Annotated in this window: 22 protein-coding genes; 8 read left to right on the top strand and 14 right to left on the bottom strand. The window is 56.5% G+C overall.

Features of this window, described 5'->3' with window-relative positions:
* The 3 genes from PU624_RS19200 to PU624_RS19190 form a co-directional block, all read right to left on the bottom strand.
* The gene (locus tag PU624_RS19200) at positions 1–1,416 is read right to left on the bottom strand and encodes a sodium:solute symporter family protein (RefSeq protein ID WP_283548031.1); all 1,416 of its coding nucleotides are present in this window, start codon (positions 1,414–1,416) and stop codon (positions 1–3) included.
* Between the two features lie 79 nt (positions 1,417–1,495).
* Positions 1,496–2,380, bottom strand: coding sequence for a dihydrodipicolinate synthase family protein (locus PU624_RS19195; RefSeq protein WP_283546234.1), 885 nt, complete (start codon positions 2,378–2,380; stop codon positions 1,496–1,498).
* A gap of 11 nt (positions 2,381–2,391) precedes the next feature.
* The gene (locus tag PU624_RS19190) at positions 2,392–3,540 is read right to left on the bottom strand and encodes an iron-containing alcohol dehydrogenase (RefSeq protein ID WP_283546233.1); all 1,149 of its coding nucleotides are present in this window, start codon (positions 3,538–3,540) and stop codon (positions 2,392–2,394) included.
* 187 nt (positions 3,541–3,727) lie between these two features.
* Here PU624_RS19190 and dtnK point away from each other — a divergent pair, with 187 nt between their 5' ends.
* From dtnK to PU624_RS19175, 3 genes are read left to right on the top strand one after another with little or no spacing between them, the layout of a single operon-like run.
* Complete coding sequence (dtnK, locus tag PU624_RS19185) at positions 3,728–4,987, top strand: D-threonate kinase (RefSeq protein WP_283546232.1); 1,260 nt, start codon at positions 3,728–3,730, stop codon at positions 4,985–4,987.
* Positions 4,980–5,960 (top strand): D-threonate 4-phosphate dehydrogenase, encoded by a 981-nt coding sequence (locus tag PU624_RS19180; RefSeq protein WP_283546231.1) that lies wholly within the window; start codon positions 4,980–4,982, stop codon positions 5,958–5,960. The genes dtnK and PU624_RS19180 overlap by 8 nt, the downstream gene beginning before the upstream one ends.
* Positions 5,961–5,966: 6 nt before the next feature.
* Positions 5,967–6,731: a DeoR/GlpR family DNA-binding transcription regulator gene (locus PU624_RS19175; protein ID WP_283546230.1), complete on the top strand. Its 765-nt coding sequence runs from the start codon at positions 5,967–5,969 to the stop codon at positions 6,729–6,731.
* 92 nt (positions 6,732–6,823) lie between these two features.
* Here the strand turns inward: PU624_RS19175 and speD are convergent, their stop codons facing one another.
* The 3 genes from speD to PU624_RS19160 all read right to left on the bottom strand — a co-directional run bounded on the left by speD (position 6,824) and on the right by PU624_RS19160 (position 8,975).
* Positions 6,824–7,633, bottom strand: a complete 810-nt coding sequence (speD, locus tag PU624_RS19170) for an adenosylmethionine decarboxylase (RefSeq protein ID WP_003854677.1) — start codon at positions 7,631–7,633, stop codon at positions 6,824–6,826.
* A 28-nt stretch (positions 7,634–7,661) separates the two neighbouring features.
* Complete coding sequence (gene speE / locus PU624_RS19165; RefSeq protein WP_283546229.1) at positions 7,662–8,525, bottom strand: polyamine aminopropyltransferase; 864 nt, start codon at positions 8,523–8,525, stop codon at positions 7,662–7,664.
* A 102-nt stretch (positions 8,526–8,627) separates the two neighbouring features.
* Positions 8,628–8,975 (bottom strand): YacC family pilotin-like protein, encoded by a 348-nt coding sequence (locus PU624_RS19160; RefSeq protein ID WP_003854673.1) that lies wholly within the window; start codon positions 8,973–8,975, stop codon positions 8,628–8,630.
* A 181-nt stretch (positions 8,976–9,156) separates the two neighbouring features.
* Here PU624_RS19160 and cueO point away from each other — a divergent pair, with 181 nt between their 5' ends.
* The gene (gene cueO, locus PU624_RS19155) at positions 9,157–10,761 is read left to right on the top strand and encodes a multicopper oxidase CueO (protein WP_283546228.1); all 1,605 of its coding nucleotides are present in this window, start codon (positions 9,157–9,159) and stop codon (positions 10,759–10,761) included.
* Here the strand turns inward: cueO and PU624_RS19150 are convergent, their stop codons facing one another.
* The gene (locus PU624_RS19150; protein ID WP_283546227.1) at positions 10,762–12,045 is read right to left on the bottom strand and encodes a cystathionine gamma-synthase family protein; all 1,284 of its coding nucleotides are present in this window, start codon (positions 12,043–12,045) and stop codon (positions 10,762–10,764) included.
* A gap of 235 nt (positions 12,046–12,280) precedes the next feature.
* Here PU624_RS19150 and hpt point away from each other — a divergent pair, with 235 nt between their 5' ends.
* Positions 12,281–12,817, top strand: a complete 537-nt coding sequence (gene hpt / locus PU624_RS19145) for a hypoxanthine phosphoribosyltransferase (RefSeq protein ID WP_105099563.1) — start codon at positions 12,281–12,283, stop codon at positions 12,815–12,817.
* A gap of 81 nt (positions 12,818–12,898) precedes the next feature.
* Here hpt and can read toward each other — a convergent pair whose 3' ends face one another.
* On the bottom strand, positions 12,899–13,555 hold the full coding sequence (gene can, locus PU624_RS19140) for a carbonate dehydratase (protein WP_283546226.1): 657 nt from the start codon (positions 13,553–13,555) through the stop codon (positions 12,899–12,901).
* Positions 13,556–13,663: 108 nt separating this feature from the next.
* Between can and PU624_RS19135 the strand changes: the two genes are divergently transcribed.
* The 3 genes from PU624_RS19135 (at position 13,664) to PU624_RS19125 (ending at position 16,798) form a co-directional block, all read left to right on the top strand.
* Entirely contained in the window at positions 13,664–14,593 is a 930-nt protein-coding gene (locus PU624_RS19135; protein ID WP_283546225.1) for an ABC transporter ATP-binding protein, read from the top strand.
* Positions 14,590–15,360 (top strand): ABC transporter permease, encoded by a 771-nt coding sequence (locus tag PU624_RS19130; RefSeq protein WP_283546224.1) that lies wholly within the window; start codon positions 14,590–14,592, stop codon positions 15,358–15,360. Before PU624_RS19135 ends, PU624_RS19130 begins: the two co-directional genes overlap by 4 nt.
* 424 nt (positions 15,361–15,784) lie before the next feature.
* The gene (locus PU624_RS19125) at positions 15,785–16,798 is read left to right on the top strand and encodes an acyltransferase family protein (protein WP_283546223.1); all 1,014 of its coding nucleotides are present in this window, start codon (positions 15,785–15,787) and stop codon (positions 16,796–16,798) included.
* A 67-nt stretch (positions 16,799–16,865) separates the two neighbouring features.
* Here the strand turns inward: PU624_RS19125 and panD are convergent, their stop codons facing one another.
* From panD to gluQRS, 6 genes are all read right to left on the bottom strand, one after another.
* Positions 16,866–17,246: an aspartate 1-decarboxylase gene (panD, locus tag PU624_RS19120; protein ID WP_090964354.1), complete on the bottom strand. Its 381-nt coding sequence runs from the start codon at positions 17,244–17,246 to the stop codon at positions 16,866–16,868.
* A 46-nt stretch (positions 17,247–17,292) separates the two neighbouring features.
* Entirely contained in the window at positions 17,293–18,147 is an 855-nt protein-coding gene (gene panC, locus PU624_RS19115; protein WP_283546222.1) for a pantoate--beta-alanine ligase, read from the bottom strand.
* A gap of 15 nt (positions 18,148–18,162) precedes the next feature.
* Positions 18,163–18,957: a 3-methyl-2-oxobutanoate hydroxymethyltransferase gene (gene panB / locus PU624_RS19110; protein ID WP_283546221.1), complete on the bottom strand. Its 795-nt coding sequence runs from the start codon at positions 18,955–18,957 to the stop codon at positions 18,163–18,165.
* Positions 18,958–19,040: 83 nt separating this feature from the next.
* Positions 19,041–19,526 carry a 2-amino-4-hydroxy-6-hydroxymethyldihydropteridine diphosphokinase gene (folK, locus tag PU624_RS19105; protein ID WP_283546220.1) on the bottom strand — a complete coding sequence of 162 codons (486 nt, stop codon included), beginning with the start codon at positions 19,524–19,526 and terminating at the stop codon, positions 19,041–19,043.
* Positions 19,523–20,941, bottom strand: a complete 1,419-nt coding sequence (gene pcnB, locus PU624_RS19100) for a polynucleotide adenylyltransferase PcnB (protein ID WP_283548030.1) — start codon at positions 20,939–20,941, stop codon at positions 19,523–19,525. The genes folK and pcnB overlap by 4 nt, the downstream gene beginning before the upstream one ends.
* Positions 20,942–21,027: 86 nt before the next feature.
* The gene (gene gluQRS, locus PU624_RS19095; RefSeq protein ID WP_283546219.1) at positions 21,028–21,906 is read right to left on the bottom strand and encodes a tRNA glutamyl-Q(34) synthetase GluQRS; all 879 of its coding nucleotides are present in this window, start codon (positions 21,904–21,906) and stop codon (positions 21,028–21,030) included.
* Positions 21,907–21,935: the final 29 nt, after the last annotated feature.

Here is a 21,935-nt window from a genome sequence, read left to right as displayed (position 1 = left end):
TTAGGCTCCACTGTTTTGTGCATTTTGTTGCGGTTGAGGCTGAGACTGGCGTGACGGGATACAGCGGTCAATCACCATAATGATGGCCGGTGTGACCAGCGCCACATACATATTGTCGATACCAAATGGGTTACCCATCAGGAACCAGACGGAGGTCACCACGCAGGCACCAATCAGACCGGCATTGGCACCACGTGTGCTCTTAAACCACGGCAGATAGAACGCCATGATCGCTACCACGGTGATCGACAGGCGAATCGCGCGGGTAAAGAAGGAGAGCTTCAGCACTTCCGGGAAGAACAGGACAAACAGCAGCGGGAAGAAGCCGATACCAATCGAGATCCAGCGCGTCATTTTAAATTCGCGCTCTGGCGTCGGGTTACGATATGGCACGTAAAAGTCTTTTACGACCAGCGAGGCGATGGCCAGCGCCACGGTGCCGACGCTGACGAAAATCGATGCCACCAGCGAGGTCGTGACGATGCCCGCCAGCCACGGTGACATATCCTGCAGAAACACTGGCAGCGCATAGAGGCTCTTGATATCCGGATGCGCAAACTTCGCCGCCACGCCAATCAGCGCCATCGCCAGACCGATTGGCAGGCAGAAGATGAAAGCGACCCAGGTAGCGCGCTTCGCTGATTTCACATCTTTGGTGGAGGAGATCGCCTGGATCACAAACTGCGTACAGAAGATCGATCCCACGGTGCCGATCAGCCAGGCCACAATGGTACTGGCCCCAACGTGCCCATCCCAGGTCCAGTAGAACGCGGGCATTTTCTCCATCATCGGGGCGACGCCGCCGGTCATCTTCAGCGCCACATAGAGGATAATCAGGATCCCCATATACTTGATGGCGCTGTGCAGCAGCGTAACCCAGGCCACGCCTTTCATGCCGCCAAAGGCAAAGTAGAAGGTGCTCACCACCGCAGTGATAAAGGCGGCCTGAGTCAGGTCGATCTTCAGCACGGTGGAGATCGCCGCCGCGCCGCTGATGTAGTTACCGACGTTCACCAGCAGCAGCGCATAGATCATGATCAGCGAGATAATGTTTTTGGTTGAGCTGCCATATTTCTCGGCGATAGCACCGGAGATCGTGATCTTTCCGGTGTTATAGATGCGTTTGACCAGAATCAGGCCAAACAGCGGAAAACCAATCGCCGCGCCAATCACAGACCATGACGCGGCGAAGCCATCTTCAAAAGCCGCCTGCGCGGTGCCGATGGTCGATTTTGCCCCGATATATTCAGACATCAGCATAATGCCGACGATAAAGGCGGGCATGGCGCGAGAGCCTTCCATAAAGTCGCCGCTGGTTTTACTGCGTAACCGCCAGGTCAGCCAGGTGGTGAACAGGATATAGGCGACCACCATGCCGACGATCAGTAAGGTACTCTCAGTTGAAAATGCTTTCATCATGACCTCGATTGTTCTGGCAGATGGCGACCATCAGGTTCGTTCTCATCTGACCGGTAGGGTGCAAAGGCGATGGACGTTATTGCAGATAGTGGTTCACGATTTGTCGGATCTGCTGCTGCTCTTCAGCGCTGAACTGCACGGCATAGCGGCTTTCACCCACCTCAAAGCCCTGCAGGCTGACCGCTTTTTTTACGGCGGCCGGTGAGAAGCCGATGCTGTACAGCGCGGTACGCAGGCCGGTGACGTTCTCCTGAGCCTGATGCGAACCGGCAATATCGCCGGCACTGAAGCGTGCCCAGATGGCGTTAATCGCCGCGGGTGCCACGTTTGCCAGCCCGGAAATAGAGGCGGGGCAGCCATCAACGAATCCCTGATGAATCAGTGAATCCGGGCCGTTGAGCACATCAAAGCCCTCACAGTCGGCGGTGGCCTGCAGAAAACCGCTCAGACTTTCATAGCTGCCCGCTGAATCTTTGATGCCGATGATGTTCGGGTGCGCAGCCAGCGTACGGACAGTCTCTGGCTGCAGCGTATTGCCGGTGCGCGCCGGAATGTTGTAGAGGAACAGCGGCACCGACAGCGCGTCGGCCACGCGCTGATAGTGGTCGATCAGCTCCTGCTGCTTCAGCGGAACGAACCACGGCGTGATCGCTGAGACGGCATCCACGCCAAGGCGGGCAATTTGTTTGCCGAGCCGGATCGTTTCACGGGTCGAGATCTCCCCGATATGTGCCACTACCGGTGCCTGGCCGTTGACCTCATCGACGCAGGTGGTGGTGACCGCGATCTTCTCCTGCTCGTTCAGCACAAAAAATTCGCCGTTGGTGCCGCCACAGAAGATGCCGTTTCCGGCATTGATCTGGCGTCTGACCTGCTCACGTTGCCTCACCGGATCAAAGGCACCTTCACGGTCAAAGGGGGTGACGATGGCGGTCAGTACGCCGTTTATTTTCTTATTCATGACAATCCTCATTACGCCTGGCAGGAAGGGAACAGCGTCAGGTAGACGGCGCGCACATCGTCGGCGGTGACCGCCATCGGCACGTTTTTCATCAGACGCTGAACGTCGAGTGCGGCTTCTACTAACCCGGGAAGCTGATTCGGGCCGATGCCCAGCGCTTCCAGGCTGGCAGGCAGTTGCAGTCGTGCCACCAGCGCGGTGAAGTAGTCAACCAGCGCGTGTGATTTCTCGTCATCGTTCAGACGAAGGTCGGCATCGGGCAGCAGGTCATAGGCCTGAGCAAATTTGCTCACGGCGGCCGGACGGACAAAGCGCATGCAGGGGGCCAGCAGAATGGCGTTGGCGACGCCGTGTGGCAGGTGATATTTGCCACCGAGTGGATATGAGAGGGCATGCACCAGATGCGTACCCGCGTGAGCAATAGACGCGCCGCCATAGTAAGAGGCCCAGAGCATCTCCAGCCGCGCCTGCAAATTCCCGGGTTCGCGCAGGGTGGTTTCGAGATTAGCGAACAGCTTCTTCATCCCAATCAGCGCATAGTTGTCGCTGACCGGATTGGCCACGTTGGCGGTGAAGCACTCAATCAGATGGCAAAGCGCATCAATACCGGTCGAGGAGGCGATGTGTGGCGGCATGCTGGTGGTGAGTTCCGGCACCAGCGCCACCACATCGGGCAGCATCACCGGTGAAATAATGCCGACTTTGGTCTCTTTCTCCGGGATCGCCAGAATCGCATTCGGCGTCGCTTCCGAGCCGGTGCCGGCAGTGGTGGGAATTAACATTGAGCGGGTGCGGCGCGCCGGTTTTTCGCCAGCCAGCAGTGCGTCCAGCGTCGGTGCTCCATCCATGCACAGCACTGACAGCAGCTTCGCTACATCCAGCACGCTGCCACCGCCGATGCCAATCACCATGTCGGCCTGGCCCTGGGAGAGCGCTGAGATAATCGCGGCTACGTCATGCTGGCTGGGCTCAGGGGGAACGCTGTTTACCAGGCTGATGCGCGGAATCCGATCCCGCAGCTGACCCATCAGCGCCTGTACCGCCGGAATCGCCTCAATGTTCCGGTCCGTAACCACCACCGCCGTGGATACTCCCTCCAGCAGATAGCGCATGTCGTTTAACGCCTGATATCCGCTGATCACCGTGCTGTTAATGTTCATTTCATACCCTTATTTCTGTCATGTCTGAGTAAATGATTAATTTTGCTCAGCGCAATGCGAAGTCAGTCACTCTCTGTGGCTAGTTTTATAAGGCATATCGATTTCGATTAATTTGAACTTGCTCACATATAATCAATCATGATTGAATATAATCAAATGCAGCGGCAATAGCCTGACAGGAGTGAGGATGGGCTCATCAATATGGAAAACCCCGGTGCTGGTCATCGCCGATGACTTTACCGGTGCCAACGATGCAGGTAGCGGACTGGCACAGGCTGGCGCCCGTGTACATGTGCTGTTCGGCACCGGAGCATCACTGCCAGACGAAGCCGCGGATGTGCTGGTGATCAGCACCGACAGCCGGGCCGTCAGCGCCAGCCTGGCCGCAGAGCGCGTCACTCAGGTGGTGCAGCACTATGCGGAACAGCTTCAGCAGGGCTGGCTGTTTAAAAAGATCGACTCCACGCTGCGCGGCAACGTCGGCGCTGAAACGGTGGCTGCGCTTCGCGCCAGCGGCAAAAAAATGGCGCTGGTGGCACCGGCCGTACCGCGGCTGGGCCGCACCACACGTGACGGCAAGGTGTGGGTCGATCAGCGCTTACTGACGGACACCGAATTTGCCAGCGATCCCAAAACCCCGATCCGCAGTGCCCGCATCCTCGATCAGATGCAGATCGACGGCACGGAGATCGATCTCGCGACGCTGCGCAGCGATCGGCTTGATGCGGTATTAGCGGCGGCGCAGGGCGTGGTGGCGGTGGATGCTGAAACGGAAGACGACCTGGCACGACTGATCGCGGCTGCGTCGCGTCTGAGCGAGACGCCCCTGCTGGTGGGCGCTGCCGGGTTAAGCGATGCGCTGGGTGCTGCACTCTCCGTTTACCCCGCGCGGCCTGTGCTGGCGGTGGTGGGATCGATGAGCCATCAGGCAGAGCAGCAGATCGCCGCGCTGCGTCATTACCGCGCCGTTGAGATAGTGGATGTCGATATCCGTCAGCTGTTTCAGCAGCCCGCCTGGCCCGACCGGAGTCGCTGGATCGAACAGGCGACCACCGCACTGCGTGCCGGTCGCCACACGGTGATCCGCACCTGCCAGCATGCATTCCAGCGACACGAGATCGAAAATCTCTGCCAGCAATACAGCGTGACGCGCCAGCAGCTGGGCGAGGCGATCTGTCAGCTGCTGGGCGAAATGGCCTTCAGCCTGTGCCGGGCGCAGCTGCCGCATGCGCTCTATCTGTCGGGAGGCGACGTGGCGATTGCCGTCGCGCAGGCACTCGGGGCCAGCGGTTTTAAAATTCAGGGTCTGGTGGCGGGCTGTGTGCCGCACGGGGTTCTGCTTAACAGTGAATTTACTCTGCCGGTGATGACCAAAGCGGGTGGCTTTGGTGATGAAAATACCCTGGTAGCAGCCATTGGTTTTATTGAGGAGAAGTCGAGTGAGTAAAATTATTGCGATCACCATGGGCGATCCGGCGGGAATCAGCCCGGAAATCATCATCAAATCACTCTCTGAAGGTGAGCTGAATGGCATTCCTGCCGTGGTGATTGGCTGTGCCAGTACACTGCGCCGCATTATGGCGATGAACATTACGCCACAGGCCGAGCTGCGGGTGCTGGACCGGGTACAGGATGCGCGGTTTGCGCCGGGCATCATCAACGTCATTGATGAGCCGCTGGCCGATCCCGATGCGCTGAAACCTGGCGTCGTGCAGAAAGAGGCAGGAGATCTGGCGTGGCGCTGCGTGAAGCGTGCCACCGGACTGGCGCTGGCGGGCGAGGTACATGCTATTGCTACCGCGCCGCTGAACAAAGAGGCGATGCATGCGGCGGGCCATCTCTATCCGGGTCACACCGAACTGCTGGCGCACCTTACCGACACCAAAGATTACGCCATGGTGCTCTACACCGATAAGCTGAAAGTCATTCATGTCACGACGCATATTGCGCTGCGTAAGTTCCTCGACACGCTGAATCAGACACGCATCAAAACCGTGATTGGTATGGCGGACACCTTCCTGCGTCGTGTGGGTTACCGCGCCCCGCGTATTGCCGTGGCGGGCGTCAATCCGCATGCCGGTGAGAACGGGCTGTTTGGCGATGAGGAGATCACCACCGTTGCCCCGGCGATTGAGGCGATGAAAGCGCAGGGGATTGATGTCTCCGGGCCTTGCCCGCCGGACACGGTGTTCCTGCAGTGCCAGGATGGACGCTATGACATGGTGGTGGCGATGTACCACGATCAGGGGCACATCCCGCTTAAACTGCTGGGCTTCTATGATGGGGTGAACATCACCGCAGGCCTGCCATTTATCCGCACCTCGGCTGACCACGGCACGGCATTTGATATCGCCTGGACAGGTAAAGCGAAGTCTGACAGCATGGCGATCTCTATTAAACTCGCGATGCAGCTCGCATAGGGAAATATGAAGGGACAGAGCCGTCTTGACCAGATTATGGATTACCTGAAAAGCCATAATCTGGTGACTGTTGAGCAACTGGTCAGTGCGATTTCCGCCTCACCCGCCACGATTCGACGTGATTTAATTAAGCTGGATAAAGAGGGCGTGATCAGCCGCAGTCATGGCGGCGTTACCCTGAATCGTTTTATTCCTGCCCAGCCAACCACACTGGAGAAAATGCAGCGTAACCTGGCCGAGAAGCAGGCGATCGCGGAATGCGCCGCCAGCTTTGTCCGGTCGGGAGATGCGGTGGTGCTGGATGCAGGCACCACCATGCTGGAGCTGGCGCGTCAGCTCACCCATCTGCCGCTGCGTGTGATTACCGCCGACCTGCACATTGCGCTGTTTCTGTCTGAATTTAAGCAGATTGAAGTGACAATTATTGGCGGCCGGATCGACGACTCCAGTCAGTCCTGTGTGGGCGAACATGGACGCCGGTTGCTGCGCAGCATCAATCCCGATATCGCGTTTGTCAGCTGTAACTCCTGGAGCCTTGAGCGCGGTATTACCACGCCGACCGAGGAGAAAGCCGGGCTGAAACACGATTTGCTGGCCAATGCCGCACGTCGGGTGTTGCTGGCGGACAGCAGCAAATATGGTTCCTGGTCGCTGTTCTGCGCCTCACCGGTGGATGATCTGACCGATATAGTCACCGACAGTCGGTTAAATGAAGATGTCTGCCGCACGCTGCGCGAGCGTGGCATTACGCTTGCGCTGACTTCCGCCTGAACAGAACGCGCCCTCTTTTCAGCACAGTGTAAAACCGGCGGGGGGAAACAAGGGGATGAGACGCGCAGGCTTTAACGCTGCGCGCCTGATACTCAGAGGGTCTTCAGGCCCACTGAGGGAATATTTCTGCCGTAGTAGATCTCACGCATCTCTTTCCACAGCAGGTCAGTAATACGCTTGTGCTCCTGCGGGCTCAGATCTTCCGGGCGGGTGTTAAACAGGTAGTGTTTAAGGTCGAACTCTTTCAGCAACATCTTGGTATGGAAGATGTTTTCCTGATAAACATTCACATCCACCATGTCATACATCGCTTTCATATCGTCAGACATGAAGTTCTGAATCGAATTGATCTCGTGATCGATAAAGTGCTTCATCCCTTTCACGTCGCGGGTAAAACCGCGCACCCGGTAATCGACGGTGACAATGTCAGACTCCAGCTGGTGGATCAGGTAGTTCAGCGCTTTAAGCGGTGAGATCACACCACAGGTGGAGACTTCGATATCGGCGCGGAACGTGCAGAGTCCGCCTTCCGGGTGGCTTTCCGGATAGGTATGCACGCAGATATGGCTTTTATCGAGATGCGCCACCACCGAGTTAGGCAGCGGGCCAGGATGTTCGGAGTTATCGATATCTTTGGGATCGATAGGCTCTTCGCTGACCAGAATCGTGACGCTGGCTCCCTGCGGTTCATAATCCTGGCGCGCAATATTGAGCACGTTAGCGCCGATGATTGAGCAGGTCTCCGTCAGGATTTCCGTCAGACGGTTAGCGTTATATTGTTCATCAATGTAGGCGATGTAACCATCGCGTTCAGCTTCAGTATTCGCATAACAGATATCGTAAATACAAAAACTCAGGCTTTTCGTCAGGTTATTGAAGCCATGTAGTTTTAGCTTTTGCAATTTTGTTCACCCCCTTAAAAATGCACGATCAGCACGCGGCCGATAACGCATTTAACAGATATTGTGGCAGGGCAAAGCTGCCGGTATGGATCGCTGGTGTGTAGTAGCGGCAGGTCAGGCCAGCGGCCTCGAAACGTGCCTGCAGCGTGGCAGCATCAAGCTGGCGCAGCGCCGGATTATCACTTGCCCAGGCAAAAGTCATGATGCCGCCGTAGTAGGTCGGAATCGCCGCCTGATAGAAACTCACATCGCCAAAGTAGTGGCTCAGCTTGCGATGGCTGTTGACGGCCTCATCCTGCTGCAGGAAGCAGACGCCATTCTGCGCCACGAAGATGCCATTTTCATTAAGGGCCGCTTTGCAACCGGCATAAAATTCGGAGGTAAACAGACTCTCGCCCGGACCGATCGGATCGGTGCAGTCAGAGATGATGACATCGAATTTTTGCTGGGTCTGATTGACGAAGTTAACGCCGTCATCAATCACCAGCGTAAAGCGCGGATCATCATAGGCGCCTGCGCTGTGGTTCGGCAGATACTGGCGACAAAAGGTGACCACGCCAGCATCGATCTCTACCATGGTAATCTTTTCGATTTCCGGATGACGTGACACTTCACGCAGCATGGCACCGTCGCCGCCGCCGATGATCAGGACGCTCTTCGCCGCGCCGTGTGCCAGCAGCGGAACGTGGGTCATCATTTCATGATAGATAAATTCGTCGCGTTCGGTGGTCTGCACGACGCCGTCCAGCGCCATCACGCGGCCCATCGCGGCATTTTCGAAAATGATTAAATCCTGATGCGCAGTCTTCTCACGGTACAGCTCTTTGTCTACCGTGAAATACTGGCCAAAACCGGCATGAAGGGTTTCATACCACGTTTCATTGTGGGCCATGGTGCTCTCCTCTGATGACATCGCCATGAAGATGGGCGGCACATGATAGCTAACACTGACCGTCGTTGCACGGTCAATGTCCGGCTGCAGAGGGCAGAGCGGTTACCTGACGTAGGCCAGCAGGCTCAGCGAATCGCGGGCCAGTGACTTACATTTTTTGTCATTGGTGATGGCGATGCCGCTGAGATCGCGATAGCTGTCTTCACCCAGCGCCTTCATGTTGTAGTTGCTGTAGTTGCTTAAATCCCAGCGGTTCTGCTGAGCAAAAAAGACCAGCGCTTTGCGAATCTGCGCGTCCGGTAAATCCTGATAGCCACAATCATTTTTCAGATAAACGAAAACCGCCGTAAGATCGGCCAGATCTTCCGCTTCGGATTCGCTCAGGGCAAAACTGGTGGAGGAGAAGCCAAGGAGTCCCGTTAACAGCAGGATCCTGATGCTTTGCTTCATAGTCGTTCTCTTCAATGGATATTGCTCATGACGTTAGCACAGTTACTCTCAGGTTTTCGATTAATTTGGCGCTGTGAGCCGCTGTCGTGCCTTTTTTCGTCAGATTCTCACGGGTAAGGCTTGACCTTCCCATAAGGTCAGGGTTTAGGCTGTGCGCTCCTATGCCACAAGGATGATCACCATGCAACGTCGCCATTTCCTGAAACTCACCGCCGCACTGAGTGCAGCCGGAGCCCTGCCGCTCTGGAGCCGTTCGCTGATGGCGGCTACCCGTCCGCTGTTGCCGATTCCGTCACTGCTGGAACCCGATGCCACGGGCAGTTACAGCCTTACCGCGATGCAGGGCACCACGCAGTGGAACGGCAAAGCGGTGCCGACCTGGGGGTATAACGGCAGCCTGCTGGGGCCGGTACTGAAGATGCAGAGTGGCAAACCGGTGACGGTGAACATCCATAACCGGCTCAGCGAAGCGACCACCCTGCACTGGCATGGGCTGGAAATCCCTGGCGCCGTAGATGGCGGCCCGCAGGCGGTGATTGCGGCAGGCGGTTCGCGTCAGGTCTCTTTCACGCCCGATCAACCCGCCGCGACCTGCTGGTATCACCCGCATCTGCACGGCAGGACCGGGCATCAGGTGGCGCAGGGGCTGGCGGGCCTGATCCTGCTGGAAGATAAAGAGAGCGGAACGCTGCGACTGCCCACGCAGTGGGGCGTGGATGATGTGCCGCTGATTTTCCAGGATAAGCAGCTGACCAAAGATGGCAGCCGTATCGATTATCAGCTCGACGTGATGCGCGCGGCGGTAGGCTGGTTTGGCGACATGATGCTGACTAACGGCGTGCAGTATCCGCAGCATGCGGTGCCGCGCGGCTGGCTGCGTCTGCGTCTGTTGAACGGCTGTAATGCCCGTTCGCTACACGTTGCGGCCAGTGATAAACGTCCTCTTTATGTCATTGCCAGCGATGGTGGCCTGCTGGCTGAACCGGTGAAGCTCGACGCGCTGCCGCTCCTGCCGGGCGAGCGTTTTGAGGTGATGATCGATACCTCGGACGGTAAGGCGTTTGATCTGGTGACGCTGCCGACGGAGCAGATGGGCATGACGCTGCCGCCGTTTGACCAGCCGCTGCCGCTGGTGCAGATCCTGCCGCTGCGGGTGATGGCCAGCGCCACGCTGCCGGATCAGCTGGCGACGCTGCCCGCGCTGCCCTCCACTGACGGACTGACGACACGCTGGCTGCAGCTGATGATGGACCCGCAGCTGGATCAGCTGGGAATGCAGGCATTAATGCAGCGTTACGGTGAGAAAGCGATGGGCAAAGGCGGTCATCATTCGATGCCGCAGACGCCGCAGAAAACGGCTGCCGGGCCGATGTCGCCGATGGAAAACATGGAAGGGATGGATCACAGCATGCACGGCATGGCGAAGCCCGCGGATTACGATTTCCGCAACGGCAACAGGATCAACGGCCAGGCCTTTGATATGACGAAGCCGTCATTTGCGGTGAAGCTGGGCGATTATGAGAAGTGGACGATTTCAGGGGAAGGCGACGCCATGCTGCATCCGTTCCACATTCACGGCACCCAGTTCCGTATTCTCTCCGAGAACGGTAAACCGCCCGCCCCGCATCGGCAGGGCTGGAAGGATATGGTGAATGTCGACGGCTGGCGCAGTGAAGTGCTGGTGCGTTTCAACTATGTCGCCGCCGCCGAACACGCTTACATGGCCCACTGCCATCTGCTGGAGCATGAAGATACCGGCATGATGCTGGGCTTTACCGTAAGCTGATTACGCCTGATCCAGCGCCAGTCTGATATCTTCAATCAGGTCACCGGCGTTCTCGATGCCAATCGACAGCCGCACCGTGGCGTCAGTGATACCAATACGCTGACGCACCGCCTGCGGCACGCCGGAGTGCGTGGTGCTGCCAGGATGGCTCGCCAGCGACTCGGTACCGCCCAGGCTCACCGCCTGCTTAAACAGCGACAGCGCATTGAGAAAACGGAACGCAGCGGGCTGGCCGCCGGTGATATCAAACGAGAAGGTCGAACCCGCGCCGCTGCACTGTTCGCGATAGGTTTTCCCCTCGGCGCTCTCCGCATCCAGATAGGGCAGCCAGTGCAGCTTCGCCACTTTCGGGTGATCGCGCAGAAACGCTGCGACCGCTTCCGCATTGTGAAAAGCTTTCTCCATCCGCAGCGACAGCGTCTCCAGCGAGCGGCTGAGCATCCAGCTTGAGTGCGGGTCCAGCTGCGTGCCGATTGCGCTGCGCAGGGCGCGAACTTTCGCCATCAGTGCCTTACTGCCCATCGCCGCGCCCGCAATCAGATCAGAGTGACCGCCCACATACTTAGTCAGCGAGTAGAGCGACAGATCCGCGCCCAGCGTCAGCGGCTGCTGGAACAAGGGGCCGAGCAGCGTGTTGTCACAGGCAATAATCGGCCGTGAACCCTGCTGCTGGTCGATCTCATCGGCGATGCGCGCCATCAGGCGGATATTGACCAGGCTGTTAGTCGGATTCGCCGGTGTTTCAATCAGGATCACCGCCACGCGGCCCTGCGCCATTGCCTGCTGAGCGGCCTCACGCACTTTATCCTCATCATTGCCGTCGCTGAAACCCACGGCTTTGATATCCAGATTGTGCAGCGTCTTGCTGAGCAGGGTTTCGGTGCCGCCATAGAGCGGCTGGGAGTGCAGTATCACCTCACCCGGACGGGCAAACGTCAGCAGCGCTGTGGAAATGGCGGCCATGCCGGAAGAGAAGAGCGAACAGCTTTCTGCCTGCTCATAGACCGCCAGCCGATCTTCAACGATTTCGCTGTTCGGGTGGTTAAAGCGGGAGTAGACCAGCCCGCCCGATTTGCCTTCCGGCGGTTCACGTCGGCCAGAGACGTAATCAAAGAAATCCCGGCCCTCTTCGGCGCTGTCAAAGACAAAGGTCGAGGTCAGAAACACCGGTGGCTTCACCGCGCCTTCAGAGAGGCGGGGATCGTAGCCATAGTTCAGCATCTGGGTTTCAGGGTGCAGCGGCCTGTCGCCGATATGCGTTTTTTTGCTTGAAGAAGAAGTCATTGTGATCTCCGGCCAGCGGCGCGAGTAGGGTAACGATCTGTTGGATAAAGGCTAACACGCAGCGAATCATGCTGGTAAATGCCAGAATGTTCTAAGGTAATGCGCATTTCGGTGACCCGCAGGCCGCCGGTAATAATTTTCGCGACGTAATCGTTTGCATACAGGGTCGCACAGCCGTCGCGGCTGCGTCTGTGATAGACTTCGGGGCTTTTCTGACGTAACCGGGCTGAACGCAATGAAACACACTGTTGAAGTGATGATCCCTGAACAGGCAATCGCCACGCGCATCGCTGAACTGGGCAAAGAGATTAACGAGCACTACCGCGACAGCGGCAGCGATATGGTGCTGGTGGGGCTGCTGCGCGGCTCATTCATGTTCATGGCTGATCTCTGTCGCGCCATTGATGTGCCGCATGAAGTCGACTTTATGACGGCTTCCAGTTACGGCAGCGGCATGTCCAGCACGCGTGATGTGAAAATCCTGAAAGATCTGGATGAAGACATCCGTGGTAAGGATGTGCTGATCGTCGAAGATATCATCGACTCCGGTAACACCCTGAGCAAAGTGCGTGAGATTCTGCAGCTGCGTCAGCCAAAATCACTGGCGATCTGTACCCTGCTGGATAAGCCAGAGCGCCGTGAAGTTGAAGTAAACGTCGAGTATGTCGGCTTTGCGATTCCGGATGAGTTCGTGGTCGGCTTCGGTATCGACTACGCTCAGCACTATCGCCATCTGCCTTATATCGGCAAAGTGGTGCCGCTGGAATCCTGATACCGCTCTGACAGCACATTCTTCCAAGGCCTGCACCGGTTGCCTGGTGTAGGCTATGTCGCGCTTTACGCCGCGATCGGCTCAGGACTCACCGTTCATCCGCAGATTAGCAATGCCATTACGGTAGCGCTGTTCGAGGATCTCCCGGCTGTCTGCTGTGACATTAAGGTTACGCAGACAGCCGTCCTGAATACCGTATACCCAGCCGTGCAGGGAGACATTCTTGCCGCGCTTCCAGGCAGATTGCAGCACGGTCGAATGCCCCAGGTTATAGACTTGTTCAATCACGTTGATTTCGCACAGTTTGTCCAGGCGCTTATCCGGCGGGAGTTCCCCCAGCAACACGCTATGCTTGTACCAGAGGTCGCGGATGTGCAGCAGCCAGTTGTCGATTAAACCCAGCTCCGGGTTATCCATCGCCGCCTGCACGCCGCCGCAGCCGTAGTGGCCGCACACGATAACGTGTTCCACTTCCAGCACTTCGATAGCGTACTGCACCACGGACAGACAGTTCAGATCGGTGTGGATCACCAGATTGGCAACGTTGCGGTGAACAAAGAGTTCGCCCGGTTCCAGTCCGGTCAGACGTTCGGCAGGGACACGGCTGTCAGAGCAGCCAATCCACAGGAAGCGCGGTTTTTGTGCCTGGGCGAGCCGCTCAAAAAAGCTGGGATCTTCTTCAACCAGTAATTTTGACCATTCGCGGTTGTTTCTGATCAGGGTATTGATGTCTGTCATGGCGTTGAGCGACCGGTTACTGCGCAAAGTGCGCGCGCGTACTATATGCCAGGGCCTGATAAATTTAAACGGCATTGCAATGCCACCAAAACAGGGTATGGATGCAGAATGACATATGCACTGGAACTTTCCCGGCTGACCAAGACCTATCCCGGCGGCGTGCAGGCGCTGAAGGGCATCGATCTTAACGTTGAAGCGGGTGACTTTTATGCACTGCTGGGGCCAAACGGTGCCGGTAAATCCACCACCATCGGGATTATCAGTTCGCTGGTCAATAAATCCGAGGGCAGCGTGCGGGTGTTTGGCTACGATCTGGAAAAAGATGTGGTGAATGCCAAGCGCCAGCTCGGCCTGGTGCCGCAGGAATTTAACTTCAACCCGTTTGAGACGGTGATGCAGATCGTCGTCAACCAGGCGGGTTACTACGGCGTTGAGCGTCGTGAAGCCAATGAGCGGGCGGAGAAGTATCTGAAGCAGCTCGATCTGTGGGGCAAACGCAGCGAACGTGCGCGCATGCTCTCCGGCGGCATGAAGCGTCGTCTGATGATCGCCCGCGCGCTGATGCACGAGCCTAAGCTGCTGATTCTGGATGAACCGACGGCGGGCGTGGATATCGAACTGCGCCGCTCGATGTGGGTCTTCCTGAAAGATCTCAATGCCAAAGGCACCACCATTATCCTCACCACCCACTATCTGGAAGAAGCTGAAATGCTGTGCCGCAACATCGGCATTATCCAGAGCGGTGAGCTGGTGGAGAACACCTCGATGAAAGCGCTGCTGTCCAAGCTCAAATCCGAAACCTTTATCCTGGATCTGGCTCCGCGCAGCCCGCTGCCAAAGCTGGAAGGGTTCCAGTACCGCCTGACCGATACCTCCACGCTGGAAGTGGAAGTGCTGCGTGAGCAGGGCCTTAACAGCGTCTTCAGCCAGCTGAGTGCGCAGGGTGTGCAGGTGCTGAGTATGCGCAATAAAGCCAACCGTCTGGAAGAGCTGTTCGTTGGCCTGACGACGCAGGGAAAAACAGGAGCAAAAGCATGACACATTTGTACTGGGTGGCGCTGAAGAGCATCTGGGCCAAAGAAGTTAACCGTTTCGCCCGCATCTGGATCCAGACGCTGGTGCCGCCGGTGATCACTATGACGCTCTATTTCATCATCTTTGGCAACCTGATCGGGTCGCGCATCGGTGAGATGCACGGCTTCAGCTATATGCAGTTCATCGTGCCGGGATTGATCATGATGGCGGTGATCACCAACGCCTATGCCAACGTGGCATCGTCGTTCTTCAGCGCCAAGTTCCAGCGCAACATTGAAGAGCTGCTGGTTGCGCCGGTGCCGACCCACATTATCATTGCCGGTTATGTTGGCGGTGGCGTAGCGCGCGGTGTCTGCGTCGGCATCCTGGTGACGGCCATCTCGCTATTCTTTGTGCCGTTCCACGTGCACTCCTGGTCGATGGTGGCGATTACACTGCTGCTGACCGCGATTCTGTTTTCACTGGCCGGCCTGCTGAATGCCGTGTTTGCCCGTACCTTTGACGATATCAGCCTGATCCCGACCTTTGTGCTGACGCCATTAACCTATCTGGGCGGCGTGTTCTATTCGCTGAGTCTGCTGCCGCCGATCTGGCAGGCTGTCTCTAAACTGAATCCAGTTGTTTATATGATTAGCGGATTCCGTTATGGCTTCCTGGGCATTAACGATGTGCCGCTGGTGTTTACGCTCTCAGTCCTGGTGGCCTTTATTCTGGTGTTCTACTGGCTGGTCTATGCGCTGATACAGCGCGGACGCGGATTACGCACCTGACGTTAACCTGAAGGGTAAGGGCCACGCTCCGATAAGGGCGTGGCTTTTTTTTTACTGAGTGAAAAACAGCCGTCACTACGGTTCTGCCTGGCCTTAAAAATCACCCTTACACCCACTCTGCCGTCTCTGTTATGCCACTGAAGCCGCTTAGCGCCTCGCTTACATCCTTTCTCACAAATAATTACCCTAAGTATTATCTGATAATAATCTGACATTCCTCGCTATCTTAATGATTCTTAACTGTTAAATATTTTTTAAGAATAGCCTTAAAGTCTGGCTGTTGTTTATTTGTTTATGAATTATCAAAATACCGCCGGAATAAGGTTATTCCTCTGCTCAGGGATGAATGGGTGGGTTAAGACTCTTCTTAATAAGAAAAATGGCATTCAGTTCAGGGCCAGTTTTTAATCAAAGGCAGGAAAAGATGAATCGTATAACGTGGATCGATAATCTGCGGGGATTGAGTATTCTCGCAATCATTTTTTTGCACAGCACAATCGCCGTACATAATAACGCCGGACATTTTACCGTCTTCAGCAGCCTGTTAAATGAGATGCTGGCACCGGTAAGACTGGGACTGATGTTCTTTGTTTCGGGGTTATTTGTCGATGCCGGGTTAAGGAAAGGCCTGGGTCCTTTTTTTAATAACAAGGTACGCAGTATTCTCTATCCGTTTGTGGTCTGGGTAGCGGTCTACGGTGGGTTAAAGATCCTGTTCAGCTCAATGGCAAATACGCCGCAATCACCAATGAATATTATTCTCTCCCACCTGACCGGTGGTGGTGATATGACCTGGTTCCTGCATTCGCTGTTTATCTTCTTTATTGTGATTATCTTTGCGCGTCACCTGCCGTTCCTGCTGGTGTTTGCCATCTGTATGACGCTAAGCTGGGCGCTGCCTGCGATTGAGGCGGATGGCGTGTTTGCCAGCTTCGACAATACGCACATCAACAAATCACTTTATCTGTTTGTCTTCTTCTATCTCGGTGATTACGTGGTGAGAAAGCAGGTGGATATTGCGGAGAAAGTGCAGCATGGCCCGACGCTGCTGATTTCAGTCATGAGTTTTGTACTGCTCTCCTGCCTGAATATCTTTATCCTGGAACGTCATTCCCAGGCGTTATTATCACCGCTGGCACTATTGTCGGTTCCGTTCTTTGTCTGGATTGCGCTGAAGCTGAAGTCTGAACTGGTTTACTACATTGGCGTCAATTCCATCGTCTTTTACCTGTCGCATTATCTGGCCATTCAGTTCTTCAGTAAGATTGTGAAGTTTGAAAGCCCGTCAGCCTGGGTAAATGACCTGAAGTTTATTTCGGCGTTTCTGGTGGCGCTGGCGTTGCCGTGGACATTATGTCTGATGAGAAAACACGGCTGGTTTAATTTCCTCTTCACGATGAAAAAGTCATCGAAGCCAATGACAACCAAACCGGTTTAAATATCCGGGAAGAAAAGAAAAGGGCCAGCCGTGTTACGGGCGGCCCTTTTTTCAGGCGATCGATTAATCAGGCGATCTGTACTGGCAGCGCTTTCGCCAGACGTTTCATCTGATTGTCACCTTCAAAATAGGCGACTTTAGGCTGCCACTGACGCGCTTCGGCATCCTCAACCTGCACATAGGAGCAGATAATTAATATATCGCCCTCGCAGGCGCAGCGGGCTGCTGCACCGTTGACCGAAATGATTTTCGAGCCGCGCTCAGCCGCGATAGCGTAGGTGGAAAAGCGCTGACCGTTGGTGACGTTATAAATATCGATCGCTTCATATTGCAGAATGCCGGAAGCATCCAGGAAATCCTGATCGATCGCGCAGGAACCTTCATAATTGAGGTCCGCCTGCGTCACCTTGACGCGGTGCAATTTGCCTTGCAGAACAGTGCGAATCATAGCCAGAAACCTTGTCAGAGAAATAAAATAACCTGCAGCAGAAGACTTACAGCGTCAGGTCAACAGTTTGATTATCAATCAGGCGGGCTTTGCCCAGCCAGGCGGCCATCAGCACTACCGCGCGCTGGCTGTCCACCGTCAGCGGCTGCAGCGTTTCCGCATCACAAATCGCCAGGCCATCAGGACGCAATCCCTGCGCCAGCAGTGCCTCGCTGGCGGCCTCGATGATCTCGTCAATCTGCCGCTCGCCGTTTTCAAGTCGCTGCGCCATCTGCTTCATCACCTGGCTCAGTACCGGGGCCAGCTTACGCTCATCGGCAGTCAGGTAGCCGTTGCGTGAACTCAGCGCCAGGCCATCTTTCGCCCGCACGGTTGGCACGCCCACAATCTCAATGTCGAAGCCCATATCAGCCACCATCTTACGAATGATAGCCAGCTGCTGAAAATCCTTTTCACCGAAACAGGCAATATCGGGCTGCACCAGATTAAACAGTTTGCTGACGATGGTTGCCACACCACGAAAATGGCCTGGACGCGTTGCCCCTTCCAGCAGAGAAGAGAGCACCGGCACCTCAACAAAGGTCTGATTCTGCGCGCCCTGCGGATAGACTTCAGCCGGGGAGGGGGCAAAGACGACATCCACCTGATGGCGGTTCAGCTTTTCACAATCTTCCTGCAGCGTGCGCGGGTAGCGCGCCAGATCATCGGCGCGATCGAACTGCATCGGATTAACAAAGATCGAGACAATGACGATGTCGCCGCGCGCCCGGGCTTCATCCACCAGCGTCATATGGCCTTCATGCAGGTTGCCCATGGTCGGCACCAGCGCAATGCGTTTACCCTGCTGGCGCCAGCGACGGACTTCCTGGCGCAGCATCAGCAGCGTTTCAATGATCAACACGGTGACTCTCCTGGATTACTGGAAACTGTGCTCTGCCGCCGGATAGGTTCCGGCCTCGACGTCGGCGATATAGTGGCGAATCGCCGCGCGAACATCGCCGGTCTCCGCCAGGAAATTTTTGGCAAATTTGGGAATGTGGCCACCGGTTACGCCCAGTGCGTCATGCATCACCAGAATCTGACCATCGGTGACGTTACCGGCACCGATGCCGATTACCGGGATAGTGAGCGCATCGGTAATCTGCTTCGCCACCGACACAGGAACGCACTCCAGCACCATCAGCTGTGCACCGGCGGCTTCCAGCGCCAGCGCATCGGCCAGCAGCTGCTCGGCGCCCGCTTCATCACGACCCTGCACTTTATAGCCGCCAAAGATATTCACCGACTGCGGGGTCAGGCCAAGATGGCCACACACCGGCACGGCCCGCTCGGTCAGCATCTGCACGGTCTCAGCCAGCCAGCTGCCGCCTTCCAGTTTCACCATGTTGGCACCGGCACGCATCAGCTGCGCGGCACTCTCAAAGGCCTGCTGTGGGGTGGCGTAACTCATAAACGGCAGGTCGGCGAGCAGCAGGGCCTGTGGCGCACCACGGCGCACGGCGGCGGTGTGATAGGCGATATCGCTGACCGTCACCGGCAGCGTGGAATCATGCCCCTGCACCGTCATCCCTAAAGAATCACCAACAAGCAGCACCTGAATGCCTTCATCGGCAAACAGGCGGGCAAAACTGAAATCGTAGGCGGTCAGCGTCGCGAATTTTTTACCGCTGGCTTTCGCCTGACGCAGATGTGAAATCGTGGTGGGTTTCATGGCGCTCTCAACTCAGGAATTCTGATGGGCGCAGTTTACTGGATAGCGTGAGAGAGCGGAATCAGAGAGTTGCGTTTGTCTGATCAGCCGTGCCACAGCACGATGCTGCTGCTGTCGAGAGAGGCGAGAAGGGGGCGGAGTGCGCGGCCATCCGGCAGGCGGGCATCCGGCGCAATCGCCAGCAGCGGCACCAGCATAAAGGCGCGGTTCAGCAGATCGTAATGCGGCACAATCAGCCGCTCTGTGTTGATCACCGCATCACCAAACAGCATCAGATCAATATCCAGCGTGCGGGGCCCCCAGCGTTCGGCCTTGCGTACCCGGCCATGCTCGCGCTCTATCCGCTGGGTCTGGTCAAGCAGCGCTTCTGCGCTGAGATCGGTTTCCAGCGCCACGGCGGCATTAAGGAAATCGGGCTGATCGGGTGGGCCATACGGCGGCGTGCGGTAGAACGGAGAGGTATAGATGCGTTGCGTCTGCGGCAACGCATCCAGTGCGGTCAGCGCTGCATCAACCTGATGCAGCGGATCGGCAAGGTTACTGCCTAACGCGAGATAAACCCGTGTCATGAGGCGTTTTGATTGTCACGACGCGGCGCAGAAGGACGGCGGCGCGGACGACGCGATTTACTGCGTGGCACCGGATCGTCGCCCAGGTTATTCAGCATGTTTTTCTGATGCGGCGGCGCAGCCACCTGGAATTCACCCCACCACTGGCTCAGGCGCAGCAGTTCCGGGTTATTTTCCACTTCTGCACGCAGTGCCAGCAGATCGTAAGCGGCGCGGAATTTCGGATGCTCCATCAGCTTCCAGGCACGTTTACCGTGACGGCGCGACATGCGTAACTGCAGCAGCCAGATATCGCGGATCAGCGAGGTAATACGCTTCGGAATCGCCAGCGCCCGGCAGGCTTCATCCAGCGTATCGTTCATCGCCATCGCAAAGGCTTCGAAGTAAGTCAGGCCACTTTCCTGCGCAATGCGTTCGGCCGCTTCAAGCTGCGGATACCAGAACATCGCGGCAAACAGGAACGCCGGATTAACGCGCATGTCGTTGTGAATGCGGTTATCGGTGTTCTTCAGCACCTGAGCGAGCATCCGCTCCATGTGGCTGTCGCTGTTTTCCGTGAAGTTGCGCGCCAGCGTCGGGAACAGCGGCTGGAACAGCTGATATTCACACAGCTTGAGATAAGTGCTGTAGCCGTAGCCCGCCTGCAACATCTTCAGCGACTCTTCAAACAGGCGCGCAGGCGGAATATCACGCAGCAGCGAGGCCAGACGCGGAATCGGCTCGGCGGTCTCGGGCGCAATACTCATATTGAGTTTGGCGGCGAAACGCGCGACGCGCAGCATACGGACCGGATCTTCGCGGTAGCGGGTTTCCGGATCGCCAATCAGGCGAATGATGCCCTGTTCGAGATCGCTGATGCCGCCGACATAGTCACGCACACTGAAATCAGCCACGCTGTAGTAGAGGCTGTTGATGGTGAGATCGCGGCGCTGGGCATCATCTTCGATAGAGCCAAAGATGTTGTCGCGCAGCAGCATGCCGCTCTGGGCGCGCTGCGAACTGTTGCGATCTTCTTCCGGCTCTTCCGCCTGATGATGTCCACGGAAAGTGGCGACTTCGATCACTTCCGGGCCAAACATCACGTGGGCCAGACGGAAACGACGACCGACCAGACGACAGTTGCGGAACAGCTTTCGCATCTGCTCAGGGGTGGCGTTGGTCGTCACGTCGAAATCTTTAGGTTTTTGCCCCAGTAGCAAATCGCGCACGCCACCGCCTACCAGATAGGCTTCATAACCGGCTTTATTCAGGCGATAGAGCACTTTGAGGGCATTTTCGCTGATGTCTTTACGTGAGATGTTGTGGCTTTCACGAGGGATGATGGCCATCAGACGTTCTGGTTCAACCTCTGCAGGGGCTTCCTCTTCATCACGCTTCAGGACTTTTCGGCAAAAATTAGCTACTCGGGTAAAAATGGGACACCTCGACAGTGGCAATTAGGGTGTAGGTAAAATCAGCGGCTAATCATAGCCTGTTGAGAACCGTTTGAGAATGCTGTTGTCTATGCATCCGGTTTCAGGGCGTTCTGTTGCGGCATCAAAGCGATATTCCACTGCGCTACCGCATCAGACAGCAGTTTGTCCTGCGTTAAGTCCTGCCAGCCGCCTGAAACAGGCTGTCCGAGGAAGCGTAATGCCGCCACCAGCAGCGGTCTGGCATCGCCATCCGGCAGCGAAGGCGCATGATTCTGCTTCGATAACTTATTGCCATCGTGGTTAAGCGCCAGCGGCAGATGCAGCCAGGCCGGCACCGGCCAGTCAAATTGCTGATAGAGCGCAATCTGTCGCACCGTCGGCTCAATTAAATCGGCGCCGCGCACCACTTCGGTAATGCCCTGAAAATGATCATCGACCACCACCGCCAGGTTATAGGCAAACAGGCCATCACGGCGATGAATAATAAAATCTTCCTGTGCCAGACGCTTGTCCGCCTCTATGCGGCCGCGCAGTCGATCGTCAAACGCAAAGACCGGCGCATGCTGGCGTAAACGCAGCGCGGCATTTTCGGGTCCGCGTTGCCGTTCACGGCAGTAACCATCATAGAAACCGCCGATCGCCTGAATGCGACGTCGCGGGCAGGTGCAGAAGTAGCTCTGACGATGCTGCTGCAGCCAGGCCAGCGCCTCGCGGTAGGCTTCATGACGTTGTGACTGCCACAGCACCTCACCATCCCAGGTTAACCCATAGTGCTCCAGCTGATGCAGGATACGGCTGGCGGCACCCGGCACTTCCCGTGGCGGATCGATATCTTCAATTCTCACCCGCCAGATGCCGTTTTGCGCGCGCGCGCTCAGGTAACTGCCCAGGGCAGCAATCAGCGAGCCAAAATGGAGTTCACCAGAGGGAGAAGGGGCGAAGCGACCGATACAGGAGGATGACATAGGATTCAGAAGTGACCACGCAGCGGACA

The sequence above is a fragment of the Pantoea sp. Lij88 genome, from assembly GCF_030062155.1.
Taxonomy (GTDB): domain Bacteria; phylum Pseudomonadota; class Gammaproteobacteria; order Enterobacterales; family Enterobacteriaceae; genus Pantoea.
Note: the sequence above shows the minus strand (reverse complement) of the source record. Positions and strands in the feature narration are given on the sequence as shown.

What these genes read in the sequence shown, in the direction of transcription:
- PU624_RS19200 (WP_283548031.1), bottom strand. Translation starts at nt 1,416, where the DNA reads ATGAAAGCATTTTCAACTGAGAGTACCTTACTGATCGTCGGCATGGTG.
- PU624_RS19195 (WP_283546234.1), bottom strand. Translation starts at nt 2,380, where the DNA reads ATGAATAAGAAAATAAACGGCGTACTGACCGCCATCGTCACCCCCTTT.
- PU624_RS19190 (WP_283546233.1), bottom strand. Translation starts at nt 3,540, where the DNA reads ATGAACATTAACAGCACGGTGATCAGCGGATATCAGGCGTTAAACGAC.
- dtnK (WP_283546232.1), top strand. Translation starts at nt 3,728, where the DNA reads ATGGGCTCATCAATATGGAAAACCCCGGTGCTGGTCATCGCCGATGAC.
- PU624_RS19175 (WP_283546230.1), top strand. Translation starts at nt 5,967, where the DNA reads ATGAAGGGACAGAGCCGTCTTGACCAGATTATGGATTACCTGAAAAGC.
- speE (WP_283546229.1), bottom strand. Translation starts at nt 8,525, where the DNA reads ATGGCCCACAATGAAACGTGGTATGAAACCCTTCATGCCGGTTTTGGC.
- PU624_RS19160 (WP_003854673.1), bottom strand. Translation starts at nt 8,975, where the DNA reads ATGAAGCAAAGCATCAGGATCCTGCTGTTAACGGGACTCCTTGGCTTC.
- cueO (WP_283546228.1), top strand. Translation starts at nt 9,157, where the DNA reads ATGCAACGTCGCCATTTCCTGAAACTCACCGCCGCACTGAGTGCAGCC.
- PU624_RS19150 (WP_283546227.1), bottom strand. Translation starts at nt 12,045, where the DNA reads ATGACTTCTTCTTCAAGCAAAAAAACGCATATCGGCGACAGGCCGCTG.
- hpt (WP_105099563.1), top strand. Translation starts at nt 12,281, where the DNA reads ATGAAACACACTGTTGAAGTGATGATCCCTGAACAGGCAATCGCCACG.
- can (WP_283546226.1), bottom strand. Translation starts at nt 13,555, where the DNA reads ATGACAGACATCAATACCCTGATCAGAAACAACCGCGAATGGTCAAAA.
- PU624_RS19135 (WP_283546225.1), top strand. Translation starts at nt 13,664, where the DNA reads ATGACATATGCACTGGAACTTTCCCGGCTGACCAAGACCTATCCCGGC.
- PU624_RS19130 (WP_283546224.1), top strand. Translation starts at nt 14,590, where the DNA reads ATGACACATTTGTACTGGGTGGCGCTGAAGAGCATCTGGGCCAAAGAA.
- PU624_RS19125 (WP_283546223.1), top strand. Translation starts at nt 15,785, where the DNA reads ATGAATCGTATAACGTGGATCGATAATCTGCGGGGATTGAGTATTCTC.
- panD (WP_090964354.1), bottom strand. Translation starts at nt 17,246, where the DNA reads ATGATTCGCACTGTTCTGCAAGGCAAATTGCACCGCGTCAAGGTGACG.
- panB (WP_283546221.1), bottom strand. Translation starts at nt 18,957, where the DNA reads ATGAAACCCACCACGATTTCACATCTGCGTCAGGCGAAAGCCAGCGGT.
- folK (WP_283546220.1), bottom strand. Translation starts at nt 19,526, where the DNA reads ATGACACGGGTTTATCTCGCGTTAGGCAGTAACCTTGCCGATCCGCTG.
- gluQRS (WP_283546219.1), bottom strand. Translation starts at nt 21,906, where the DNA reads ATGTCATCCTCCTGTATCGGTCGCTTCGCCCCTTCTCCCTCTGGTGAA.